Annotated in this window: 20 protein-coding genes; 11 read left to right on the forward strand and 9 right to left on the reverse strand. The window is 71.2% G+C overall.

The genetic code is table 11. The annotated features are described in order from the left end of the window. Positions 1-9: 9 nt before the first annotated feature. From L2C96_RS15880 to L2C96_RS15905, 6 genes are all read left to right on the forward strand, one after another. On the forward strand, positions 10-681 hold the full coding sequence (locus tag L2C96_RS15880) for a 4-carboxy-4-hydroxy-2-oxoadipate aldolase/oxaloacetate decarboxylase (protein ID WP_237336723.1): 672 nt from the start codon (positions 10-12) through the stop codon (positions 679-681). A 554-nt stretch (positions 682-1,235) separates the two neighbouring features. Continuing rightward, positions 1,236-1,994 carry an IclR family transcriptional regulator gene (locus L2C96_RS15885; RefSeq protein ID WP_237336724.1) on the forward strand — a complete coding sequence of 253 codons (759 nt, stop codon included), beginning with the start codon at positions 1,236-1,238 and terminating at the stop codon, positions 1,992-1,994. 27 nt (positions 1,995-2,021) lie between these two features. Then, positions 2,022-4,052 carry a hydantoinase/oxoprolinase family protein gene (locus L2C96_RS15890; protein WP_237336725.1) on the forward strand — a complete coding sequence of 677 codons (2,031 nt, stop codon included), beginning with the start codon at positions 2,022-2,024 and terminating at the stop codon, positions 4,050-4,052. Continuing rightward, positions 4,049-5,719 (forward strand): hydantoinase B/oxoprolinase family protein, encoded by a 1,671-nt coding sequence (locus L2C96_RS15895; protein WP_237336726.1) that lies wholly within the window; start codon positions 4,049-4,051, stop codon positions 5,717-5,719. The genes L2C96_RS15890 and L2C96_RS15895 overlap by 4 nt, the downstream gene beginning before the upstream one ends. A gap of 31 nt (positions 5,720-5,750) precedes the next feature. Next, complete coding sequence (locus L2C96_RS15900) at positions 5,751-7,058, forward strand: MFS transporter (RefSeq protein ID WP_237336727.1); 1,308 nt, start codon at positions 5,751-5,753, stop codon at positions 7,056-7,058. After that, on the forward strand, positions 7,055-8,209 hold the full coding sequence (locus L2C96_RS15905) for an aspartate aminotransferase family protein (protein ID WP_237336728.1): 1,155 nt from the start codon (positions 7,055-7,057) through the stop codon (positions 8,207-8,209). The genes L2C96_RS15900 and L2C96_RS15905 overlap by 4 nt, the downstream gene beginning before the upstream one ends. Positions 8,210-8,385: 176 nt before the next feature. Here the strand turns inward: L2C96_RS15905 and L2C96_RS15910 are convergent, their stop codons facing one another. After that, on the reverse strand, positions 8,386-8,802 hold the full coding sequence (locus tag L2C96_RS15910; RefSeq protein ID WP_237336729.1) for a DUF4267 domain-containing protein: 417 nt from the start codon (positions 8,800-8,802) through the stop codon (positions 8,386-8,388). Positions 8,803-8,826: 24 nt separating this feature from the next. Further along, a complete protein-coding gene (locus L2C96_RS15915; RefSeq protein WP_237336730.1) occupies positions 8,827-9,468 on the reverse strand; it encodes a hemerythrin domain-containing protein in 642 nt (213 codons plus the stop codon). Positions 9,469-9,572: 104 nt separating this feature from the next. On the opposite strand from L2C96_RS15915, the gene L2C96_RS15920 reads away from it, so the two are divergent. Then, on the forward strand, positions 9,573-11,630 hold the full coding sequence (locus L2C96_RS15920; protein WP_237336731.1) for an ATP-binding protein: 2,058 nt from the start codon (positions 9,573-9,575) through the stop codon (positions 11,628-11,630). Positions 11,631-11,928: 298 nt separating this feature from the next. Then, a complete protein-coding gene (locus L2C96_RS15925) occupies positions 11,929-12,726 on the forward strand; it encodes a hypothetical protein (protein WP_237336732.1) in 798 nt (265 codons plus the stop codon). A 14-nt stretch (positions 12,727-12,740) separates the two neighbouring features. Here the strand turns inward: L2C96_RS15925 and L2C96_RS15930 are convergent, their stop codons facing one another. Further along, positions 12,741-13,643, reverse strand: a complete 903-nt coding sequence (locus L2C96_RS15930) for an alpha/beta fold hydrolase (protein WP_237336779.1) — start codon at positions 13,641-13,643, stop codon at positions 12,741-12,743. Between the two features lie 63 nt (positions 13,644-13,706). Here L2C96_RS15930 and L2C96_RS15935 point away from each other — a divergent pair, with 63 nt between their 5' ends. Further along, positions 13,707-14,297 (forward strand): TetR/AcrR family transcriptional regulator, encoded by a 591-nt coding sequence (locus tag L2C96_RS15935; protein WP_237336733.1) that lies wholly within the window; start codon positions 13,707-13,709, stop codon positions 14,295-14,297. On the opposite strand, the gene L2C96_RS15940 is transcribed toward L2C96_RS15935, so the two are convergent. The 5 genes from L2C96_RS15940 to L2C96_RS15960 all read right to left on the reverse strand — a co-directional run bounded on the left by L2C96_RS15940 (position 14,289) and on the right by L2C96_RS15960 (position 17,860). Further along, complete coding sequence (locus tag L2C96_RS15940) at positions 14,289-15,476, reverse strand: MFS transporter (protein ID WP_237336734.1); 1,188 nt, start codon at positions 15,474-15,476, stop codon at positions 14,289-14,291. The two genes, L2C96_RS15935 and L2C96_RS15940, sit on opposite strands and share 9 nt — an antisense overlap. Before the next feature lie 317 nt (positions 15,477-15,793). Beyond that, a complete protein-coding gene (locus L2C96_RS15945; protein WP_237336735.1) occupies positions 15,794-16,201 on the reverse strand; it encodes a type II toxin-antitoxin system VapC family toxin in 408 nt (135 codons plus the stop codon). Next, entirely contained in the window at positions 16,189-16,416 is a 228-nt protein-coding gene (locus L2C96_RS15950) for a type II toxin-antitoxin system Phd/YefM family antitoxin (RefSeq protein WP_027929110.1), read from the reverse strand. The genes L2C96_RS15945 and L2C96_RS15950 overlap by 13 nt, the downstream gene beginning before the upstream one ends. 32 nt (positions 16,417-16,448) lie before the next feature. Beyond that, a complete protein-coding gene (locus L2C96_RS15955; protein ID WP_237336736.1) occupies positions 16,449-17,348 on the reverse strand; it encodes a phosphotransferase family protein in 900 nt (299 codons plus the stop codon). Positions 17,349-17,383: 35 nt separating this feature from the next. Continuing rightward, entirely contained in the window at positions 17,384-17,860 is a 477-nt protein-coding gene (locus L2C96_RS15960; protein ID WP_027929109.1) for a glycine-rich domain-containing protein, read from the reverse strand. Positions 17,861-18,112: 252 nt separating this feature from the next. Between L2C96_RS15960 and L2C96_RS15965 the strand changes: the two genes are divergently transcribed. After that, positions 18,113-19,402: an NsdA family TPR-like regulatory protein gene (locus L2C96_RS15965; protein WP_037322187.1), complete on the forward strand. Its 1,290-nt coding sequence runs from the start codon at positions 18,113-18,115 to the stop codon at positions 19,400-19,402. A 13-nt stretch (positions 19,403-19,415) separates the two neighbouring features. Then, on the forward strand, positions 19,416-19,775 hold the full coding sequence (locus L2C96_RS15970; RefSeq protein WP_027929107.1) for a hypothetical protein: 360 nt from the start codon (positions 19,416-19,418) through the stop codon (positions 19,773-19,775). A gap of 108 nt (positions 19,776-19,883) precedes the next feature. Here the strand turns inward: L2C96_RS15970 and L2C96_RS15975 are convergent, their stop codons facing one another. Further along, positions 19,884-20,567, reverse strand: a complete 684-nt coding sequence (locus L2C96_RS15975; RefSeq protein ID WP_308191155.1) for an iron-dependent transcriptional repressor DtxR — start codon at positions 20,565-20,567, stop codon at positions 19,884-19,886. Positions 20,568-20,569 lie beyond the last annotated feature (2 nt).

Genomic DNA, 20,569 nt, shown 5'->3' on the forward strand with positions numbered 1-20,569 from the left:
GGATTTCCCTTGCGCCTCAACACGAAGTTCGACCGCCCGGACCCAGCGCTCGTCGAGCAACTGGCCCGTTTCTCGTCCGCCACGATCCACGAAGCCCAGGGGCGCCTCGGCGCGCTGAGCTCGGCCCTCAAACCGGTCGACCCGGCCATGTCGTTGTGCGGCCCGGCGTTCACCGTGCGCTGCGCGCCGCGGGACAACCTGATGCTGCAGGTGGCGATCGCCCACGCCCAGCCCGGCGACGTCGTCGTGGTGTCGGCCGGCGAGTACGCCGAGGCCGGTTCCTTCGGGGACGTGCTGGCCAACGCCTGCCAGGCGAAGGGTCTCGCCGGGCTGGTGACCGACACCGGCGTGCGGGACACGTCCGAGCTGCGCAAGCTGGGGTTCCCGGTCTTCTCCTACAGCGTGTCCATCAAGGGCACGGTCAAGGAGACCGTCGGCCCCCTGGCCGAGCCGATCCAAATCGGCGGCGAACTGGTCCGCCCCGGCGACGTGATCCGCGGTGACGCCGACGGCCTGGTCGTGGTGCGCCGCGAGGACGTGGCGCACGCGATCGAGCAGGCCCGCAAGCGCGAAGAGGCGGAAGCCGCCTACATCGCCGCGTACCGCTCGGGCCGCAGCGTCATCGAGGTCAGCAAGCTCGCCGGCGTCCTCGAAGCGAAGGGACTCGTCATCGAGGAGTGACCCCGCCACCAGCGCGGCGGACGCGTCCGCCGCGCTGTGCTGGTGCTTGTGGTGTTCCGACCATTCCGTGAGTTGGTCGTTGAACACGCCGATGTCGCCGAGGAGGACCCCGTCGAGCAGGCGGTGGTCCTCCTCGGCGTCGGTGCGATCGGAGCCCGGCAGAGCCACCAGTCTTCATAGACCTTGCCGTGAGCGGCTGACCCGGCACCTGGATCAGCTCGACAGCGGCAGTGACGCTCGCATCGGCTGCGGGTTCGTCACCCAAGAACCTGCCCGCTCCTGGGCGGCTGACGCCTCTTGCTCGCCGCCCCTCGCCACTGCGTGACCACCCTCCCGCCGGGAGCCGGAACGGCGCCCGGCCGCCGCGAGGGGTTCGCCGTCACCGGCCGGCTCATGAATTCGGAAGCGAATCATCGCCCAGAGGTTGCCGCGTCACGGGCGCCGCCGGACAAAGTCGATCCGGCCACCGGATACACGAACGAAACACACGAGGCCTTGACGGCTCTTCGTGCGCTACCTAGCGTGTGTTTGCATCTTACGAAAGGCGTTCGTATATGTCAAACACATCGCGAACCTCCAGCACCGTCGCCACCGCTCTGCGCGTGCTGCGCCTGCTCGCCGACAACCCCGGCGGCATGGGCATCACCGAGGTCGCGCGAGCGCTGGACATCGCCAAGAGCAAGGCCCACCTCCTGCTGGCGACCCTGCTCGAACAGGACTTCGTCGAGCGCACCGCGGACAGCCGGTACCGGCTGGGCCTCACCGCGTTCGAGGTCGGCTCGGCCGTGCCGGACGCGGCCCGCTTCGGCGGGGACCTGATCACCCCGATGCGCGCACTCGCCGACCTGTGCGGGGAAGCCGTTTCACTGGCGGTCCTGCGCAACCGCGACGCGATCATGATCCAGCGCTTCGAAACGAAGCACGTGCTGCGCGCGGAGATCGGCGTCGGCACCCGGATGCCGTTGATCAGTTGCGCGTCCGGGAAGTTCCTCCTCGCCCACATGCCCGAGGAGCAGGTCGACAGCCTGTACCCGGACGAGGTGCTGCCGCACGTGACCGTGCACAGCATTCGCACCAAGTCGCAGCTCAAGGCCACCTTCCCGGAGATCCGCCGCCAGGGGTACGCCCTCAACGACGAGGAGTACGCCGAGGGGATCTCCGGCATCGCCACCGGTGTCGCGGACGGCAGCGGGCAGTACGTCGCCGCGCTCAGCGTCGCCGGGCCGACCAGCCGGTTCCGCGCGGACCAGTGGATCGAACCGCTGGCGGAGGCCGCGCACAAGATGACCGAACTACTGTCCAGCCGGCGCTGACCGGCTGAGGAAGAGGTTCACCCCGACATGGAGATCGTCGCTGGAATCGATGTCGGCGGCACGTTCACCGACGTGCTGCTCCACCACCCCGGGACGGGGGAACTCCGCCTCGCCAAGGTGTTCTCCACCCCCGGGCGCCAGGCCGACGGGCTGCTCACCGGGCTGCGGCAGTTCGATGTTCCGCTCGGCGAACTCGACGCCGTCGTGCACGGAACGACCGTGGCGACCAACGCGGTCCTGGAGCGCAAGGGATCGCGCACCGCGCTGGTGACCACGCGCGGTTTCCGGGACGTGCTGGAGCTGCGCAGGCGCGACCGGCCCACGACCTACGGCCTGACCGGCGCCTACCGCCCGCTGGTGCCGCGGAGCCGGTCGTTCGAAGTGGACGAACGCGTCGACGCGGACGGCCGGGTCGTCGAGCCCCTCTCGGCCGGCTCGGTCCGGGCCGTGGCGGACGCGCTGCGGGCGGCCGAGGTGGAAAGTGTCGCGGTCTGCCTGCTCAACAGCTACGCCAACGCCGACCACGAGCGCACGCTCGCCCACGAACTGCGCCGGCTGTTGCCGGACGTCGAGGTCACGGCCTCCTACGAGGTGTGCCCGGAGCCCGGCGAGTTCGAACGGGCCACGACCACGGTGGTCAACGCGTTCGTCCGCGCGCCGATGTCGCGCTACCTCGGCGCCGTGCAGGAACGCCTGAAGCACGAGGGGTTCGCCCGGGACGTGCAGGTGATGCAGTCCAACGGCGGGCTGATCCCCGCCCGCCGCGCCGGCGAACTCGCGGTCCGCACGCTGCTGTCCGGTCCCGCCGCGGGCACCGTCGCCGCCGCGGCGTTCGGTGAGGCCGCCGGCCTGCCCGACGTCATCTCCTGCGACATGGGCGGCACCAGTTTCGACGTCGCCCTCATCCCGGGCGGGCGGCCGGCGGTGACTGCCGAGAGCGCGATCGACTACGGCATCCCGATCAAGGTCCCGATGATCGACATCACCACCATCGGCGCGGGCGGCGGGTCCATCGCCTCGGTCGACCGCGCCGGGATCCTGCAGGTGGGGCCGGAAAGCGCGGGCTCCGATCCGGGTCCGGCCTGCTACGGCCGCGGCGGCACCCGCCCGACCGTCACCGACGCCAACATCGTGCTCGGCCGCATCTCCGCCGAGCAGCGCCTGGGCACGCAGGACGGGTTCACGCTCGACCGCGACGCCGCCGTCGAAGCGGTCCGGGCGCACGTCGCCGAACCCCTCGGACTCGACGTCACCGCGGCCGCACTCGCGATCATCCGCTTCGCCAACGAGAAGATGGCCAACGCGATCCGCATGGTCAGCGTGGACAAGGGACACGACCCCCGCGAGTTCGCCCTGGTGGGCTTCGGCGGCGCCGGCCCCATGCACGTCGCCGAGCTGGCCAGGGCTGTCGGCGCCACCACCGTCCTGGTCCCCCCGCACCCCGGCGCGCTGTCCGCCTACGGCTGCCTGATCGCCGACGTGAAGTACGACTACGTCACGGCCGTGGGATCCGAAGTGGACGACTGCACCGCGGGCGGGATCGAACGCATCCTGGCCGACCAGGCCGAGCTGGGCCGCAAGACCCTGGAGGCCGACGGGTTCGGCGACCAGGACATCGCCGTGGAGCACGTCGCGGAAATGAGCTTCGCCAAGCAGCTCTACTCGATCCGCGTCCCGCTCGGCGGCGACCGCGAAGCCTGGACCCCGGCGAAGCTCACCGAGGAGTTCCACCGCGAATACCTCGCGATCTACCAGGGCCGCAACCCCTCCGGCTCGATCCGGTTGATCAGCCTGCGCACCGTGGTGACCGGCAAGCGCAAGCCCGTCGAGCAGGTGGTGACCACACCGGGCGAACACCCGGCACCCCGGGAGCGGACCGTGGTGTTCGCCGACGGCAGCCACCCGGTTCCCGTGCTACGGCGGGAACACCTCCGTCCGGGCGAGGTCCTGGCCGGGCCGGCGATCGTGGAACAGAGCGACACCACGATCGTGCTCCCCCCGGCGACGACCACGACCGTGCACTCCAACGGCAGCCTCATCGTGAAGGTGGCATCATGACCGAGCTCGACCCGTTGTCCATCGCCGTCATCCGCGGCAGGCTCGAACAGATCGCGGACGAGATGGACACCGTCTTCGAACGCATGGCGTTCTCCCCGGTCATCTCCGACGCCTGGGACCGCGCCGACGGCATCTACTCCCCTGTCGACGGCAGCATGATCGTCCAGGGCAACCGGGGGCTGCCGATCTTCGTGGGCACCATGCAGTACACGGTCGCGAGCGTGATCGCCGGCGCGAGCGAGGTGCGGCAGGGCGACACGTTCATCGTCAACGACCCGTTCGCCGGTGGCACGCACATCATGGACACCAAGATGGTGCGGCCGTTCTTCTACCGCGGCGAACTGTTCGCCTACCTCGCCAACACCGGGCACTGGCCGGACCTCGGCGGCCGGGTGCCGGGCGGGTTCGGCGCCGCGGCCACCGACTGCTACCAGGAAGGGCTGCGCCTGCCGCCGGTGAAGCTGTTCAGCGGCGACGAGCTCAACGCCGACATCGTCGCGATCCTGCAGACCAACTCACGGCTGCCCGACGACGTCCTCGGCGACATCGACGCCCAGGCCACCGCGCTGCGCGCCGGCGAAACGCGTCTCACCGAGCTCCTCGACGAGTACGGGCCCGACCAGGTGCGCGCCGTCATCGACGCGCTGCGAGAACGGTCGGCGCGGCAGATGCGCTCCTACATCGCGGAGATCCCCGACGGCACCTACTCCTTCGTCGAGGAGATGGACAACGACGGCATCACCGACGAGGTGCTGCGCATCGACGCGCGGATCACCGTCGCCGGCGAGGAGCTCACCATCGACTTCAGCCACTCCTCGCCGCCCTGCCAGGGCCCCATGAACTCCGTGTACGCCGCGACCGTCTCCAGCAGCATCGTCGCGATCAAGCACCTGTTCCCCGACATCCCGATCAACTCCGGCATCTTCGAACCGATCACGTTCGTCATCCCGGACACCGTGTTCCTCAATGCCAAACCGCCGCGGCCGGTGGCCGGGTGCGCGGCGGAGACCAGCCAGCGCATCATCACCGCCGTCATGGGCGCGCTCGCCGAAGCCGCACCCGACCGGGTGCCTGCCGGGTCGTCCGCCACGGTCAACAACCTCTCCATCGGTGGTGTGCGCGAGGACGGCACCCCGTTCGTGCTGTACGTGTTCCTCGGCGGTGGCTACGGCGGTCACCCGGCCGGGGACGGGCTGTCCAATGGCTGCTCGCTGATGAGCATCGGGCGCGTCCAGTCGATCGAGACCCTCGAACAGCGCTATCCGCTGCGGTTCCGCAAGTACGGCCTGCGGGACGGATCGGCCGGGCACGGCAGGCACCGCGGCGGTTTCGGCGTGCACTTCGAGTTCGAGTTCACCGCCGCCGAAGGGCAGGCGAGCCTGCTCGGCGACCAGGCGAAAACCGCCCCGGTCGGGCGCGCCGGCGGCACGCCGGGACAACCGTCGTCGCCGTGGTTCCGCATCGGCGGCGAGCAGGTCACCCTCCCGATGATCAGCAAGGGCGAGAACGTCTCGCTGCGCGCCGGCGACATCGTGTGCCTGCGCACCCCCGGCGGCGGCGGATACGGGCCGGCCGCCGAACGCGACCCCGAAGCCGTCGCCACCGACCTCGAACACGGCTACCTCGACGACGAGACGGCACGAAGGATCTACGCGCACACCGCCTAGCCCGCCCCTACTCCCCCAGCTGGAGAAAGCCATGTCCGGAACCACCGCGGACACTCCCATCCGCAAAGCGATCCTCGGCAGCCTCGTCGGCACATCACTGGAGTGGTACGACTTCTTCCTCTACGGCTCCGCCGCGGCGCTCGTCTTCAACGAGGTCTTCTTCCCCACGTTCGACCCGCTCACCGGAACCCTGCTGTCCTTCCTCACCTTCGCCATCGGGTTCGTCGCGCGCCCCATCGGCGGGATCGTCGCGGGCCACTACGGCGACCGGTTCGGCCGCAAGAAGGTCCTGCTGTTCACCGTGTCCCTCATGGGCGCCTCCACGGTCCTCATCGGACTGATCCCGAGCTACGCGACGATCGGCGTCACCGCGCCGATCCTGCTGATCGTCGTGCGGCTGGCGCAGGGGTTCGCCCTCGGCGGTGAGTGGGCAGGCGGCGCGCTGATGATCGCCGAACGCGCCCCGTCCGCGCGCCGCGGCTTCCTCACCAGCTTCGTGCAGGTCGGTGTCCCGATCGGCACACTCGTCAGCACCGCCGTGCTGTACCTGATGTCGGGCATACTTTCGCGCGACGCCTTCCTGCAGTGGGGCTGGCGGGTGCCGTTCCTGCTGTCCGTCGTGGTCGTCCTCATCGGCGTCTACATCCGCCGCCAGGTCGGCGAATCACCCGCGTTCGAGAAGGCCGCCCCCGAGCGCGCCCCGATCCTGACGTTGCTCAAGACGCAACCGCTGGACGTGCTGCGGGTGGTCGGCATCCGCGCCGGCGCGGACATCCTCTACTACCTGCTGGTGACCTTCCTGCTCACCTACGTCACGACGAGGCTCGGCCTGCCCCGCGGCGTGGGGCTGCTGGCCGCCCTGGTCGGCGCGGGGATGCAGCTGTTCACCTACCCCGCGTTCGCGGCGCTGAGCGACCGGTACGGCCGCCGCAAGGTCACCGTCTTCGGCGCGGTCGGGGCGTTCGCCTGGATGTTCGCGTTCTTCCCGCTGGTCGATTCGAAGAACACCGGCCTGATCTTGCTCGCCGTGGTCGGCGGCCTGTTCTTCCACTCCGCGATGTACGGGGTGCAGGCGTCCTGGATCTGCGAACTGTTCGACACCCGGCACCGCTACAGCGGCGCCTCGCTGGGATACCAGCTCTCCGGGATCGTCGGCGGCAGCCTCGCCCCGACCATCGCCGTGGCGCTGCTGCGGGCTTCGGACTCGACCACTCTCGTGGTGGTGTACGTGTGCGCCGCGCTCGCTCTCGTGGCCGGGACCGCGCTGCTGACCCGGGAAACCCGCGGCGGCGAACTGACCGGCGCCGGCTCCGCGACGAAGGTGAGGAGCGCCTCGTGAGCGTCGTCGAGCGCGCCCGCCGCGTACTGCCGGGCGGCAACACCCGGACGACCCTGTTCGTCCCGCCGCACCCGCCCTACGCGGTGCGCGGCGAGGGCGCGATCGTCACCGACCACACTGGACACCGGGTCGTGGACTGCAACAACAACTACACGTCGCTCATCCACGGGCACGCCCGTCCCGAAGTGCTCGAAGCGGCGTTCGAAGCCGCCCGCGGCGGAACCGCGTTCGGCCTCCCCACGGCCTCGGAGGTGGCGCTCGCCGAGCACCTGCGCGACCGCACCGGGATCGAGCAGTGGCGCTTCTGCAACTCGGGCACCGAGGCGGTGCTCATGCTCCTGCGCGCGGCCCGGGCCCACACCGGGCGGGAGCTGATCGTGCGGTTCGAGGGCAGCTACCACGGCACCGGCGACGCCGTCGTCTCGCCCGGCGCGCCCGGGGTGGTGCCCGGCTCGGTGCTGGTGTTGCCGCAGAACGACCTGCCGGCGTTGCGTGCGGCGATGCGGAACCACGGCGACCGGGTCGCGGCAGTGCTGATCGACCTCATGCCCAACCGCGCCGGGCTCACCCCGGCCGACCCGGCCTACGTGGCCGAGCTCGACGCGCTCACGCGGCAGCATGGCGCGCTGCTCGCGGTCGACGAGGTCATCACGTTCCGCCTGCACGAAGGCGGACTGCACCAGCGGTACGGCATCCGGCCCGACCTGGTGTCCGTGGGCAAGGTCATCGGCGGCGGGTTCCCGGTCGGGGCGGTCGGTGGCCGCGCCGAGGTCCTGTCGCCGTTCGACCCGCAGACGCCGGACGGCGTGTCCTGGGGCGGGACGTTCAGCGCCAACCCCGTCACGATGTCGGCCGGGCTCACGGCACTGCGCCTGTTCGGCCCCGCCGAGATCGCCGAGCTGAACCGCCGAGGCGACGAGTTGCGCAGCCGGCTCCACGAGGCCGGAGTGGCGGTGCGCGGCTCCGGCTCCCTGCTGCGGCTGATGGCCGCGGACACCACGAAACTGTGGTGGAGCCTCTACGAGCGCGGCGTGCTCGCCGGCACGAACGGGCTGCTCGCTCTGTCCACGGCGATGACCCCGGCGCACCTGGACCACATCGCCGACGCCGTCATCGCCACCCTCCGATCCGACCCCGCTGAACACCGGTAACGGTCCCGCCGGGGGCACGATGCTCTGGCGTTGTGGCCCCCGGCGTGTTGCCGTTCTCCTTGGCCAGTCCAAGGTGGAACACCAGCTACTCCAGGTGGTCGACCTCAGGCGACCGCGAGGGCCGGGCGAGCCGCTGCTCGCCCGGCCCGACATCGCACGGCTCCCGGCCTGACGGCTCACCGCGGGGCAGGCACCGGCGCGGTGGTGACCTCGCGGGTCTCGCGCAGGACGAGCAGACCAGTGACCACCATCAGCGCCGCGGTGAAGCCGTGGACGCCGAACGCCGTGGGCGCGGAGCCGTGGTGGGCCAGCACGGTGGCCATGTCGCCGAACGCGGCGAGCGCCTCCACCAGCAGCACCCAGCCCAGCGCGCGGCGGTGTCCCGTCAGCAGCAGGACCGCGAGGACCAGGGCCAGGATGACGTCGCGGATCCCCTTGACGACGAGGAAACCGCCGCCGTCGCCGGACGGCCAGCTCGGCAGGCCGAAGCCGGGCGCGGTCGTTGCCGGGCTCAGGATGTACTCCGTCCCGAACCAGAGGATGAAGAGGACGAAAGCGGCGGTCAGGACGGTGTTGATCTTCTTCAGAGTCATGGGGTCTCTCCTCGGGTGCAGGGGTCAGGCCGCGCGGACGCGGCGGATGTGGCGGGCGTAGCGGGGCCGGCCGAACAGGTGCCAGATGCCGCGCACCGGGGCCGGGAGGACGGACAGCAGCGTGGTGCGCTCGGCCGGGTTCGCGTCCTCCAGCACGAGACCGAAGAGCGTGAGCAGGGTGAGCTTCGGCGTGTTGGCCACCAGGTGGTCGCCCAGCGAAGTCCATTCCGCCAGGGTGAGGTGGTGCGCGGCGAGGGGCAGGAGCGTGGCCTCCTCGTCGTCGAGGTGTTCGAGCAGGACCGCCCGGTGATCGGCGAGGGCCGCCACCAGTGCGTCCCGCTCGGCGGCTCCGGCGGCGGCCTCCCACGCCGGGACCGCGGCGTCCAGCTTGGTCAGGGTCGCCGCGACGCGGTCGTGCTGGGCCTCCATGCGCAGCACGATGTCCGCCTCCAGATCGACGCGGGCCAGCAGCGGCGGCCACAGCAGCTCGTCCTCGCCCTCGTGGTGGTTCTTCAGCCCCAGCCGGTAGTCGCGGAAGTGGCCGGCGACCACCCCGGCGCGGGCGGTGTCCCCGGGGGCGACCGCCGCAACGAGTTCCACCAGCAGGCGCGACTCGCGGCGGAAGGCCCGGTGGACGATCTCCATGTCCCGGGTGTCGATGGTCATGGTGTTCCTGCCTTTCTCGGTTCGACGTGCCCAGACTGTTTCCGGGGGCTTGGAAGGCACTTGGAGCCGGCTTGGAACCCGGACCGCTTACGATGTGCCGTGTCATGGTCTTGATCCGGGTGCTGGGCTCGTTCGCGGCCGAGGTCGGCGGCGAGCCCGTGCCCCTCGGCGGCCCGCGGCAGCGCGGCGTGCTGGCCCTGCTGGTAGCCGCGCGCGGGCAGGTCGTGCCCGTCGACCGGATGGCCGAGGACCTGTGGCGCGGCGAACCGCCGTCGCGCGCGCTGGCGTCGTTGCAGGCGTACGTGTCCAACCTCCGCCGCCTGCTGGAACCCGGCCGCCCGCCACGGACCCCGGCCCGCCTGCTGGTGAGCGCGGCGCCCGGCTACGCGCTGCGGCTGCCCGCGGAAGCGGTGGACGCGTGGCGCTTCGAGGAGCTGCTCGACCAAGCCCGCACACTCGCCGATCCCCGCGACGCCCGCGCCCGGCTGGACGAAGCGCTGGCCCTGTGGCGGGGGCCCGCGTTCGCCGAGGTCGCCGACGAGCCGTGGGCCACCGCCGAAGTCGCCCGGCTGCACGAGCTGCGCCTGGTTGCCCGCGAACTGCACGTCGCGGCGGGACTGCGGCTCGGCGACCCCGCGGCCGTGGTTCCCGCGGCGGAAGGTCTCACCCGCGACGAACCCCTGCGCGAGGAAGGCTGGCGCCTGCACGCGCTCGCGCTGTGGAACAGCGGCCGTCAAGCCGACGCCCTGGCCGCGCTCCGCCGCGCCCGCGCCACCCTCGCCGACGAACTCGGCCTCGACCCCGGCCCGGACCTGGTCGCCCTGGAAGAAGCGATCCTCACCCGGCGCACGGACGTCCTCCGCGCCGCCGTCCCGGCCCCGGTGAGCGCGCCGGCGCCCACTTGGAAACCTCCGCCCACGTTCGTGGGACGGGAACGCGAGCTCGCGACGCTCGTCGCGGCCGCCGGGGAAGCCGCCACCGACGGGGCACGCATCGCGCTCGTCACCGGGGAAGCGGGACTCGGCAAGTCGACACTGCTGGACCACCTCAGCACCCGGCTCGAACAGGACGGGTGGCTCGTGACCACCGGGAGCTGTTCCGAAGTGGACAGTGCACCACCCGCGTGGGCGTGGGTCGAGGCGCTGCGCACGGTGGCCGCGAACGTGGCTCCGGGTGAGTTCGCCGATGACCTGGCGCCACTGCTCGCCGACGTCCCACCGGTCGACGGCGACGCGGCGGCCGGGCGGTTCCGCCTGCGGCAGGCCGTGTGGAACTGGCTCGCGGCGGTCGCCGCGGGCCGGCCGGTCGCCGTCGTGCTGGACGATCTCCACTGGGCGGACGCCACCACGCTGGAACTGCTCGCTGGCGTCGTCGGTGTGCGGGCCCCGATCCTGGTCGTCGCGGCCTACCGCGCCGACGAGGGCGAACGCCTCACCGACACGCTCGCTTCCCTCGCCCGCACCGCGCCCCTCCGGATCGACCTGCCCGGGCTGGACGGTGACGCCGTCGCCGAACTCGTCCGCGCCGAATGCCAGGCCGACGACGCGACCGTGGCCGGGATCGCCGAGCGGACCGGCGGAAACCCGTTCTACGTCAGGGAAAGCGCGCGGCTGCTGAGCGGCGAGGGTGCGCTGGTCGCGCTCTCCGAAGTCCCCGAAGGCGTCCGGGACGTGCTGCGGCGCCGCCTGGCCCGGCTTCCGGACAGCGGGGTGTCCATCCTGCGGCTGGCGGCGGTGGCCGGCCGGGCATGCTCGGTGGACGTGCTCGTGCGGGCCGCCGACGCCGACGAGGACGGCGTGCTGGACGCGCTGGACGCGGGCGTCATCGCCGGGTTGCTCGACGAGCCGGCGCCCGGGCGCGTCCGGTTCGTGCACGCGCTGGTCAGGGACACGCTGGTCGCGGACGTCAGCCGGTTGCGCGCCACCAGAAGGCCGTCGGCTACTGCGTGCGTGCCGCCGAGCTGGCCGAGGCGCGCTACGCCCACGACGTGGCCGCCGCGCTGCTCGCCGACGCCGTCGCCCAGTGCGGCGATCCGGATGAGCGCGTGGACCTGTTCGGCAGGCTGCTGCGCGCGCAGATCAGGGCCGGCGCCGTCGCCGCGGCCAGGGACACCCGCGCCCGGGCCGTGGAGTACGCCGAATCGATCGGCCGCGACGACCTGATGATCGCCGCGTTCACCGCCTGGACCGAGCCCACCTCCTGGCAGGCCCGCACCTACGGCACCGTCGACCGCCCGATCGTCGACCGCCTCCGCCGCCTGCTCACCCGAACTGATCTCGCCCCCGACGTGCGGGCCCGCCTCCTGGTCGCCTACGCCGACGAACTGGTCGGCGAAGACGACCCGACGGTCATGGCGGCGGCCCGCGAAGCACTCGACCTCGCCACCGGCCCGCGTCTGCGGGCCGCCGCGCTCCTCGTCCTCGCCCGCGACCCCGGGCGGGCGGAGTACTCGCGCGAACTGTGGAGATCGGCATCGAGCACGACCTGCCCGTCTACCGCGTGTCCGGGCTGGTCAACCAGGCCGTGCACGCCGCGACGGTCAACGACCCGGCAACCCTGCGCCGCGCGATCGGCGAAGCGCTCGACCTCGCCCGCGCCTACCGGATGCCGGAAGCGATCGCCGCCGAAATCGCGCTGGCGACCCTGGTCCTCATCGAGGGCCGCTACGCCGAGGCCGAACGGCGCTACACCGAAGCCACCGAGCGCATGCACCACACCGGCTCCGTCCACGCCGGCTTCCGGCACCTCGCACGAGCGACGATCTGGCTCAACGACGGCACCCTCGGCGACCATCTGGACGACGTCCGTACCCTGCACGAGGCCCTCGGCCCCATGGTGACCGACCTGCTGGCGCTGGCCCTCCACGCCACCGGTCACGACGCCGAAGCACGCCGGACCCGCGCGGCGGCACCTCCCATCCGCCCCGACTTCTTCTTCACGTTCCTGACCAGCCTGCGTGCACTGGCGGCCATCGCCCTCGACGACACCGGCACCGCCGCCCAGACCTACACGGCCCTGCTCCTCCACCACGACAACCCCCCAGCCGGCGCGGAAAGCCTGTCGCTGGCGCTGCCTCCGGTCGCCCACACCCTCGGCGAACTCGCCCTCTTCCTCCACCGTCCCGGCGACGCGGCCGCCCACTTCACGCGAGCCGCCACCATCGCGGAGAAGTGGAACGCCCCTCATTGGGCCGCCGACGCCCGGGCACGCGCCGCGGTCGCCCGCACTGTTTCGCTGTCGCCGCAGCGGGAACGCTGAGCCCCCGGAGGGCGTCAGTGGCCGTCGGCGAGGAACTCGGTCAGCGCGTCGGCGACGGCGTCGGGCTGTTCGTCGGGGATGAAGTGCCCGGCGTCCGGCACGACGATGCCGGTGGTGTTGTCCGCCCAGGGGCTGAGGGAGGCGGCCATGTCCGGGATGGAGCCGTGGCTGCTGGAGATCCCGAGGACCGGCACGGTCAGCCGCCGCTGCTCGAGCGCCTCGCGGTTCTTGCGCGCCGATTCCGCGGCGTCCCGGTAGTAGGCGAGGGAGGCGCGCAGGCCTCCGTCGGCGGCGACGGCCGCCGCGTAGTGGTCGAGTTCCGCGTCGTCGAAGGTGCTGGGAGACAAGGCTTTCACTGTCAGGAACCAGCCGACGTATTCGCGTTCACGGCCGGCGAGCAGCGCCTCGGGTAGCTCGGGCACGGTGTGGAACGCGAAATGCCAGGTCTTCCACGCCCGGTCCGGATCGGTGGGAATCGTCTCCGGGAGCGTGACACCGGGAATTCCGGCGTCGAGCAGCGCGACCCGGCGCAGGTGGTTTTCGAAGCCGAGGGCGAGGGAGAACGCGACCCAGGCACCGATGTCGTGGGCGGCCAGCGAATAGCTCGACACGCCCAGGGCGGCCACGGCGGCGTGGACGCGCGCGGCGGCCGTGTGCGTGTCGTAGCCGCGCTCCGGGCGCTCGGAGTGGCCCTGGCCCGGCAAGTCGATCGCGATGACGTGGAACCGTTCGGCGAGGCGGGGCATCACTTTTCGCCAGGCCCACCAGGTTTGCGGGAATCCGGCGAGCAGGACGACGGCCGGGCCGCCCGTTCGTCCGCCTTCGACGGCGTGCAGGCGCACGCCATCCGCGTCGACCCAGCGGTGGGTGAATCCGGTCAGATGTTGCAGGGGCAGGTCGTGGACGAGGTTGTTCATGAGCACGCCGGCGACGCTAACACATCTTGAACTGATCAGTCCAAGATGTGTTAGCCTGGTCGCGTGGCAGGCAAGAAGCAGTTCGACACCGACACCGCACTCGATGCGGCGATGATCCAGTTCTGGCGCTCGGGCTACGCCGACACCTCACTCGACGACCTGTCCAGGGCAACCGGCCTGAACCGCAGCTCCATCTACTCCTCCCTCGGCGACAAGGACACGCTCTTCCTGCGCTGCCTGGACCGTTACGCCGCGCGCTACGGCGACAAGTACGACGCCGCACTGTCGCGCGTGGACACCGACCCGGTCGCCGCCGTTCGCGCGTTCTTCGACGTCACCCTCGACCGCATCGCCGATCCCGGACTGCCCGACGGATGCCTGATCGCCCAGTCGGCCATGGCGATCCCGGCCCTGAGCCCGCGCGTCGCCGCGCACGCCAAGCAGGCGCTCGGTCGCCAGCGCCTGCGCCTGCGCGCCGCCTTGAAGACCAGCGGGCTGACCGACCGGGACGCCGAAGCCTTCGCCGTGCACGCCGCGGCCGTGAACCAGTCCCTCGCCGTCATGAGCAGAGCCGGAACCAGTCCCGCGCAGTTGCGGGCGATCGTGGGGGTCACCGTCGACGCGCTGTCGCAGGCGTTGCGCGCGTCAGCGTGATCCGACCCGGCTGCTCACGGTGATCGCGGCCGCGGCCACGATCGCCATGGCGCAGACTGCCGCGGTCGCGGTCCAGCCGAACCAGTCGACCGCGGCCGCGCCGGCCGCCGTGCCGAGGCTGCCGCCCACGAAGTAGACGACCATGTAGGCGCTGTTGAACCGGGCGGGCGCCGCCGGGTCGAGCGCGAGCACCGTGCTCTGGTTGGCCACCTGCGCGGCGAACAGCCCGGCGTCGAACAGGCCGAGGCAGACCAGCGTGAGGGGTGTGTTCGGCAGGAAGAGGCCGAGTGTCAGCGCCGCCGCGGCGGCAAGCGCGAGTCCGATGAGGATCACCCGGCGCGCGCCGATGCGGTCGGTCCACACCCCGGCGATGCGGGTGGCGACGATGCCGAGCAGCCCGGCCGCCCCGTACAGGCCGATCCGTTCCGGCGAATACGAGAACGGCGGCTGGGACAGCGCGACCGCGATGCCCGCCCACACCGCGCAGAACGCGAAGAACCAGAGGGCGCCGCGCCCGGCGGCCAGCCGCAGCACCGGGTACCTCAGGTACAGCCCCGGCAGCCCGCGCAGCGTGGCCAGGTACCCGGTTCCGGCGCGGCCGGGTGTGGCGGGCAACGCCAGACGGGCGGCGACCGCGATGACCGCGCACGCGAGCGCGAACACCAGCAGCATGGGACGCCAGCCGATCAGCCCGGTCAGCCAGCCTCCGCCGATCCGCCCGGCGAGGATGCCCGCGGAGATCCCGGCGGTCACCACGCCGAGCACCGTCGCCCGCCGCCGCGGCTCGGCGAGCCGTCCCGCCACCGAACTCAGCTGCGCCCCCACCGCGGAGCCGGCGCCGATCACGGCGAGCACGAGCCCGAGCAGCGCCGCCGAACCCACGGCGGCGGCCAGCGCCAAGGCGACGGCGAGCGCGGCGAACTGCGCGGCCACCACCGTTCTCGGCGGGAACCGGTCCACCAGCGGGACCAGCACCGCGAGCCCGGCGAGATACCCGGCCGGACCGCAGGCGAGCACCGTGCCGACGACGGCGGCTGGCACGTCCAGCGACCCCGCGACCTCCGCGATCGAGGGCTGCAGGGGATACAGGGTCGCGGTGCCCAGCGCGGCAGCGAGCGTCAGGAACGCCACCACCGGCGCACGAAGCACCGGCCGGGCCGTCGAAAGATCAGTGTCCACGGCGACGACGGTAGAAGTGGCGCGGCGACAACGCTGGCGGGAAACCGACGGCACCGTGCTGCGGGACGGCGCCTGGGCGCTGAGGTCGAGCGCCGCCGCGCGCGGATCAACGCCACCACCGGCACAAGTGTCGACGCGGCAATGACCGCGCCGACAACGGTCGGCCGATCGCGGCACGAAGTCCTCGTCCAAGACCACCCCGGTTGAGTAACCGCCCTGGCTGATGGTGCAAGCCTGGTGGGTGGGAGGTGCTCTCAGAACCCCTCAGTTGTGCGCCCTGGTCCCGCGCGATGCTCGGCGAACTCGGTTCAGCACGATCACCACAGCACCTGAACCCCAGCCACGGTCTGGAAGGCCTCGTCGGCGGTCACCAGTGGCAGCGATTCCGTCATGCACTGCGCGGCGATTATCCGGTCGAACGGGTCGCGGTGCTTCCACTCCATCGAGCCCGCGAGAAGGCTGTGCTCGTCCGTCACAGGGACACTGTCCACGGCCAGTCGCGCGAGGTGCTGCCGGTACGCGCGCACCAGCACCTCGGCTTGCGGCAGCTTGCCCAGTCGTTGCTTGGTCGCGATCTCCCATGCCGAGGCCGCGGAGACGAACAGCTCCGTGCGGCGATCGGCGACCGCGGCGCGGACCTGATCGGAGAGCCGGGCGGGATCGGTCAACGCCCACAGCAGCACGTGCGTGTCGAGCATCAACCGTCGCGGCGTCACGCCTCCCATGCCGCGAGTTCGTCCTCGGGAAGCGGCTCGTCGAACGAGTCCGGAACCCGGTAGGGGACGAACCCCAACTCCCTTTCCGGCGGCTCCTGAAACGGCACCAGCCGGGCCACCGGCACGTCCCCTCGTGCGATGACAACCTCCTCGCCCCGCTCGACGTCGGCCAGGATCGCGGACAGCCGCGTCTTGGCCTCCTGCACCTTCACCGTCCGCTCCACCAGGTCAACGGTACTTGACCAATCAGGGTTGGTCAACCTTGGCCATCCTCTGCCGGACCATAAACGCGCTGGTCGAGCCGGTGGAGCGCCCACGCCCGCGCGGCAGCGGTGAGTGCCGGTCGGTGCGGCAGCGGGTGGTCCCGTTCGAGCAGTTGCCAGATACCCCAGATCGCGACGGCGAACGCGGTCCGCGTGGCGGCTGGAGTGCCCTGCCAGCACACCACAGACTCAGCCCACCGTTCCGCAGCCTCGGGCTCGTGGCCCGCGGCAATGAGTCGCGGTATCAGGAACGCCGTGTCCACGGCCGGGTTGCCCCGCCGCGACCAGGCCCAGTCCACCACCCGAGCGCCCTCGTCGCCGACAAGGATGTTGAGCGAGTGCAGGTCGGTGTGCACCAAGTGATCACCGGCGACCTCCTCGATCGCGCGCGCCTCCCCCGCCACCAGCTCGTCGAGGTGGTCCCGGGCCCACGGGTCCACACCGGACGGGAGGTCCTTCGCCAGCCTGCGCCACGCCGCCAGCCGCCCCCACTGCTCAGCCAGGGATGGCGCGTGGACCGGGCACGCCGCCAGCTCCTCGGCCATGACGTCGAGCACGGGCACGATCTTCGCCGGATCGGGCGACCCCGGCGCGAGGTCGGCGTGCCGACCGGCAACGCACTCGAACCCCAGCAGCAGCCACTCCCCGACCTCGACCCGCCACAGCAACCGCGGCGCGATCACGGCGGGCAGCCACGCGTTGACCTCGGCCTCGTGACGGTGCATCGCACCCCTGCGACCACCAGCGTCGGCGATACCCTTGCAGAAAACCCGGCCACCATCGCGCAGATGCAGCGTCGCCGAGAAATCGGAGTTGCGGCCGGCCGACGGGATTTCGGCACGCACGACCGGCCCCGTTCGCCGTTCGATCGCCGCGCGCGCCGCGACGGGCAACTCACCCCACGGCCGACTAACCATCGGATCCCCCTCTAGCACTGCGCCGGCGGCGGGTCGTCGTAGCAGCCATTCTTGCATTGTGAGCAGTTGACGTGATCGGCATCCGAGTGCGGCCAGAGGTCGACGTCCAGGGTGTAGCCCGCTCCCCTGATCGCGGACATCGTGCGAACCAGGGTGTCCCGGGCGGCAGGGCCGCCGGCGCTCGGGTCGCTCTCGTCGGTCGGGACGTGGTGGAGGAAACGTCCCGCCACGCGGTCACAGAACTCGGCGTAGTCCTTGGTGTGCAGGACGAAGGTGTGCCAGCCCAGGTCGACCAGTTCACTGGGAGCCAGCGGTGCACCGCAGTTGGTCGCGCAGGCCGCCAGGAATGCCAGAGCCTGATCCACGATGCGCTCCGACAGTCCCGGATCCAGCTTCTCCTCGACGGCGAGGCGACGGGCAAGGCGGTTGAACAGCTCGTGCGAGACGAGCGAGCGGCCGGTCACCGGACCATTCATCACCGCGGTCATACGCTCCTCCATTCGGTCAGTTGTCACCGGCCGCTGCTCGGCCGCTGACGGATCCAGTAGAGCGGGCGCCCCTCTCCGCACCCAGCGCGTACAGGATGCGTCGACACGGCGTCAACACGGCGACACTGCGCTGAGCTGCGAAAACAACGTCAGCGCGGCCGTTGGTCCGATCAGGTGCCGATGCCCGGTCGGTGATCAGTGACCTTCGGTTGCTCGTTATCGTGGCTCCCGAGGACGAGAGGGGAAGCCGATATGGGTGAGCGACGGGATGCGTTCATCGCGCAACGCTGCCTGATGGGCTACACCCAGGAAGCGTTCGCGACGGCGGTGGGTGTCGAGTTCACCACCGTGGGACGGTGGGAACGCGGCGAGTTGACCCCGCAGCCCTGGCGTCGAGGGCGCATCGCCAAGGCCCTTGGTGTCACGCTCGAGGAACTCGGAGCCTTGCTGTCTCCGGACATCCGCCGGAACAGCCAGAGGCCGGCCCCTTCTGAGCAGCGGGTGGTGCACGTGCCGCCCGGCGATCCGTCAGAGGAAGACGATATGAACCGGCGAAGTTTGCTGCGGCTGTTCAGCATGGCCGGAGCCTTCCTGAGTCTCCCGGAACCCGCGGACGCTGTCACCGAATCCGTCGGCCGCACCACCGCCAACTCGGCCACGGTCGCGGCCTACTCCCAGCTCAACCGGTACCTGTGGCGGGCCTACGCGCTCGCTCCGAGCAAGGGCACGGTGCTGCCGCCGGTTCGTGCGCAGCTCGAGATCCTGTCCGAAGCCTTGACGCAGGCACAGACCCCTCACACCCGGCAGCACCTCTGCGCACTCGCGGCTGACCTCTTCCAGCTGGCCGGCGAAATCCTCTTCGACGCGGACCGCTATGGCGACGCCGCACACTGCTACACCTTGGCGGCCACCGCCGGCAAAGAATCGAGCGCGATCGACCTGTGGGCGTGCGCGCTGACCCGGCACGCCTACATCGCCGTCTACGAACGCCGGTTCAGCGACGCGGCCCCTCTCCTCGACCTCGCCGCAACGCTTGCCCGGCGAGGTGATCCCAGTCTGCCCACCCGGCACTGGATCGCCGCTGTGCAAGCAGAAACTCACGCTGGGCTGGGCGATCTCGACGCCTGCCAGCGGGCGCTCGACACCGCAACCGAAGTGCTGCAGCTCCCGCAGCCCCCGTCCAACCGGGGTTGGCTGCGGTTCGATGGCTCACGCCTGCCCGAACTGCGCGGCACCTGCTACCTCTCCCTCGGCCGGACCGACCTCGCCGAAAGGGCGCTGACCGACGCGCTCCAGTCGGGCCTGACCCTGCGGCGCGAAGCCGCCGTGGTCACCGACCTCGCACTTCTCGGGCTGAAGCGGCAAGATCCGGACCAAGTCGCCGCCTACGCCGGCACCGCCGTGTCCATCGCCCGCCAAACCGGCTCCGCCGTCGTGATCCGCAAACTGCAGGTACTCCAGCAACACCTCTCCCGCACGCCTGCGCACCCGCGGATCCGGCAGTTGACCGCCGACATCCACGCACTCAGCACCCTGACGTGAGCAAGGAGCACGAATGACACACGACGGAGGCCGCACCTTCCGGGAAGCCTGGATCGCCGGCGTCAACAAGCACTACCCCGGCCAGCCCAAGCCCGGCTATATCGCGCCCTGGGAGGACACCCCGGACTGGGAACGGGAGGCGGCTGCCGCGGTGTACGACCAAGTCCGTGCCTTCGTCACGGCGACCGGCGGCGCTACCAGCAAGCTGACCCGCGACCAAAAAGGACGATTCGTCGCGCTCTGCTGGATCGGCCAGATCTTCAAGCACTTTCCCGACCCGAAACCCTCCTACGTCGCCGACTGGCACGACCTTCCCGACTGGCAGAAAGCCACCGACGCGGACATCTTCGAGCACATCGAACAATCCGTGTAGCGCATCGGGCGTTGAGGCTCTCGCCGAGGAGCCGGGCAACAACCGACTCCCGGCGTCTCGTCGAGGCCGGCCCCGTTGCAGGCCTCGACGAGCCGGGTCAGGCTCGGTTCACCGCTTGACCACGTAGACGTGCGACGCCGTCTGCGGGCGGAGTTCGGTGGTCTCCCCGCCGGTGCCGACGTACACGCCGTGGGGTGACGACCTCACGCTCACGACCGCGCCCGGCCGCACACCGGCGCGCCGCAGACTGTTCAGGAGCTGGGTGTCCGCTTGGATCCGTTCCCCGATGCGGTGGACGAGCGCGCTGGCACCGCTCGGTCCCGGCTCCAGCGCGCTGAGGCTGAGCGCGGTCTCGTCGACATTGCTGCTCCTCCCGCCGAGTTCCTCCAGCCCCGGGATGGGGTTTCCGTAGGGCGAGGCCGTCGGATGACGCAGCAGTTCCAGGAAGCGGCGTTCGACGGCCTCGCTCATCACGTGCTCCCAGCGCGACGCTTCGGCATGGACGTGCTCCCACTCCAGCCCGATCACCTCGACCAGCAAACACTCCGCGAGCCGGTGCCTGCGCAGCACACGGGTGGCGATCCGCCTGCCCTCCTCCGTCAGCTCGAGGCGCCGGCCGGCGGCAAGGCGGAGCAGGCCGTCGCGCTCCAGGCGAGCGACGGTCTGGCTGACGGCGGGGCCACTCCGGTGCAGACGCTCGGCGAGGCGGGCACGCCTGGGGACCACGCCTTCCTCCTCGAGCTCCAGGATGATGCGCAGGTACATCTCCGTGGTGCCGATCCGGCCGGACATGC

The organism is Amycolatopsis tucumanensis (assembly GCF_021654135.1).
GTDB classification, from domain to species: Bacteria; Actinomycetota; Actinomycetes; order Mycobacteriales; family Pseudonocardiaceae; genus Amycolatopsis_E; species Amycolatopsis_E tucumanensis.

What these genes read in the sequence shown, in the direction of transcription:
- L2C96_RS15970 (WP_027929107.1), top strand. Translation starts at nt 19,416, where the DNA reads ATGACACACGACGGAGGCCGCACCTTCCGGGAAGCCTGGATCGCCGGC.
- L2C96_RS15945 (WP_237336735.1), bottom strand. Translation starts at nt 16,201, where the DNA reads ATGGGAGGCGTGACGCCGCGACGGTTGATGCTCGACACGCACGTGCTG.
- L2C96_RS15885 (WP_237336724.1), top strand. Translation starts at nt 1,236, where the DNA reads ATGTCAAACACATCGCGAACCTCCAGCACCGTCGCCACCGCTCTGCGC.
- L2C96_RS15975 (WP_308191155.1), bottom strand. Translation starts at nt 20,567, where the DNA reads ATGTCCGGCCGGATCGGCACCACGGAGATGTACCTGCGCATCATCCTG.
- L2C96_RS15960 (WP_027929109.1), bottom strand. Translation starts at nt 17,860, where the DNA reads ATGACCGCGGTGATGAATGGTCCGGTGACCGGCCGCTCGCTCGTCTCG.
- L2C96_RS15915 (WP_237336730.1), bottom strand. Translation starts at nt 9,468, where the DNA reads ATGACCATCGACACCCGGGACATGGAGATCGTCCACCGGGCCTTCCGC.
- L2C96_RS15910 (WP_237336729.1), bottom strand. Translation starts at nt 8,802, where the DNA reads ATGACTCTGAAGAAGATCAACACCGTCCTGACCGCCGCTTTCGTCCTC.
- L2C96_RS15895 (WP_237336726.1), top strand. Translation starts at nt 4,049, where the DNA reads ATGACCGAGCTCGACCCGTTGTCCATCGCCGTCATCCGCGGCAGGCTC.
- L2C96_RS15930 (WP_237336779.1), bottom strand. Translation starts at nt 13,643, where the DNA reads ATGAACAACCTCGTCCACGACCTGCCCCTGCAACATCTGACCGGATTC.
- L2C96_RS15900 (WP_237336727.1), top strand. Translation starts at nt 5,751, where the DNA reads ATGTCCGGAACCACCGCGGACACTCCCATCCGCAAAGCGATCCTCGGC.
- L2C96_RS15920 (WP_237336731.1), top strand. Translation starts at nt 9,573, where the DNA reads ATGGTCTTGATCCGGGTGCTGGGCTCGTTCGCGGCCGAGGTCGGCGGC.
- L2C96_RS15965 (WP_037322187.1), top strand. Translation starts at nt 18,113, where the DNA reads ATGGGTGAGCGACGGGATGCGTTCATCGCGCAACGCTGCCTGATGGGC.
- L2C96_RS15890 (WP_237336725.1), top strand. Translation starts at nt 2,022, where the DNA reads ATGGAGATCGTCGCTGGAATCGATGTCGGCGGCACGTTCACCGACGTG.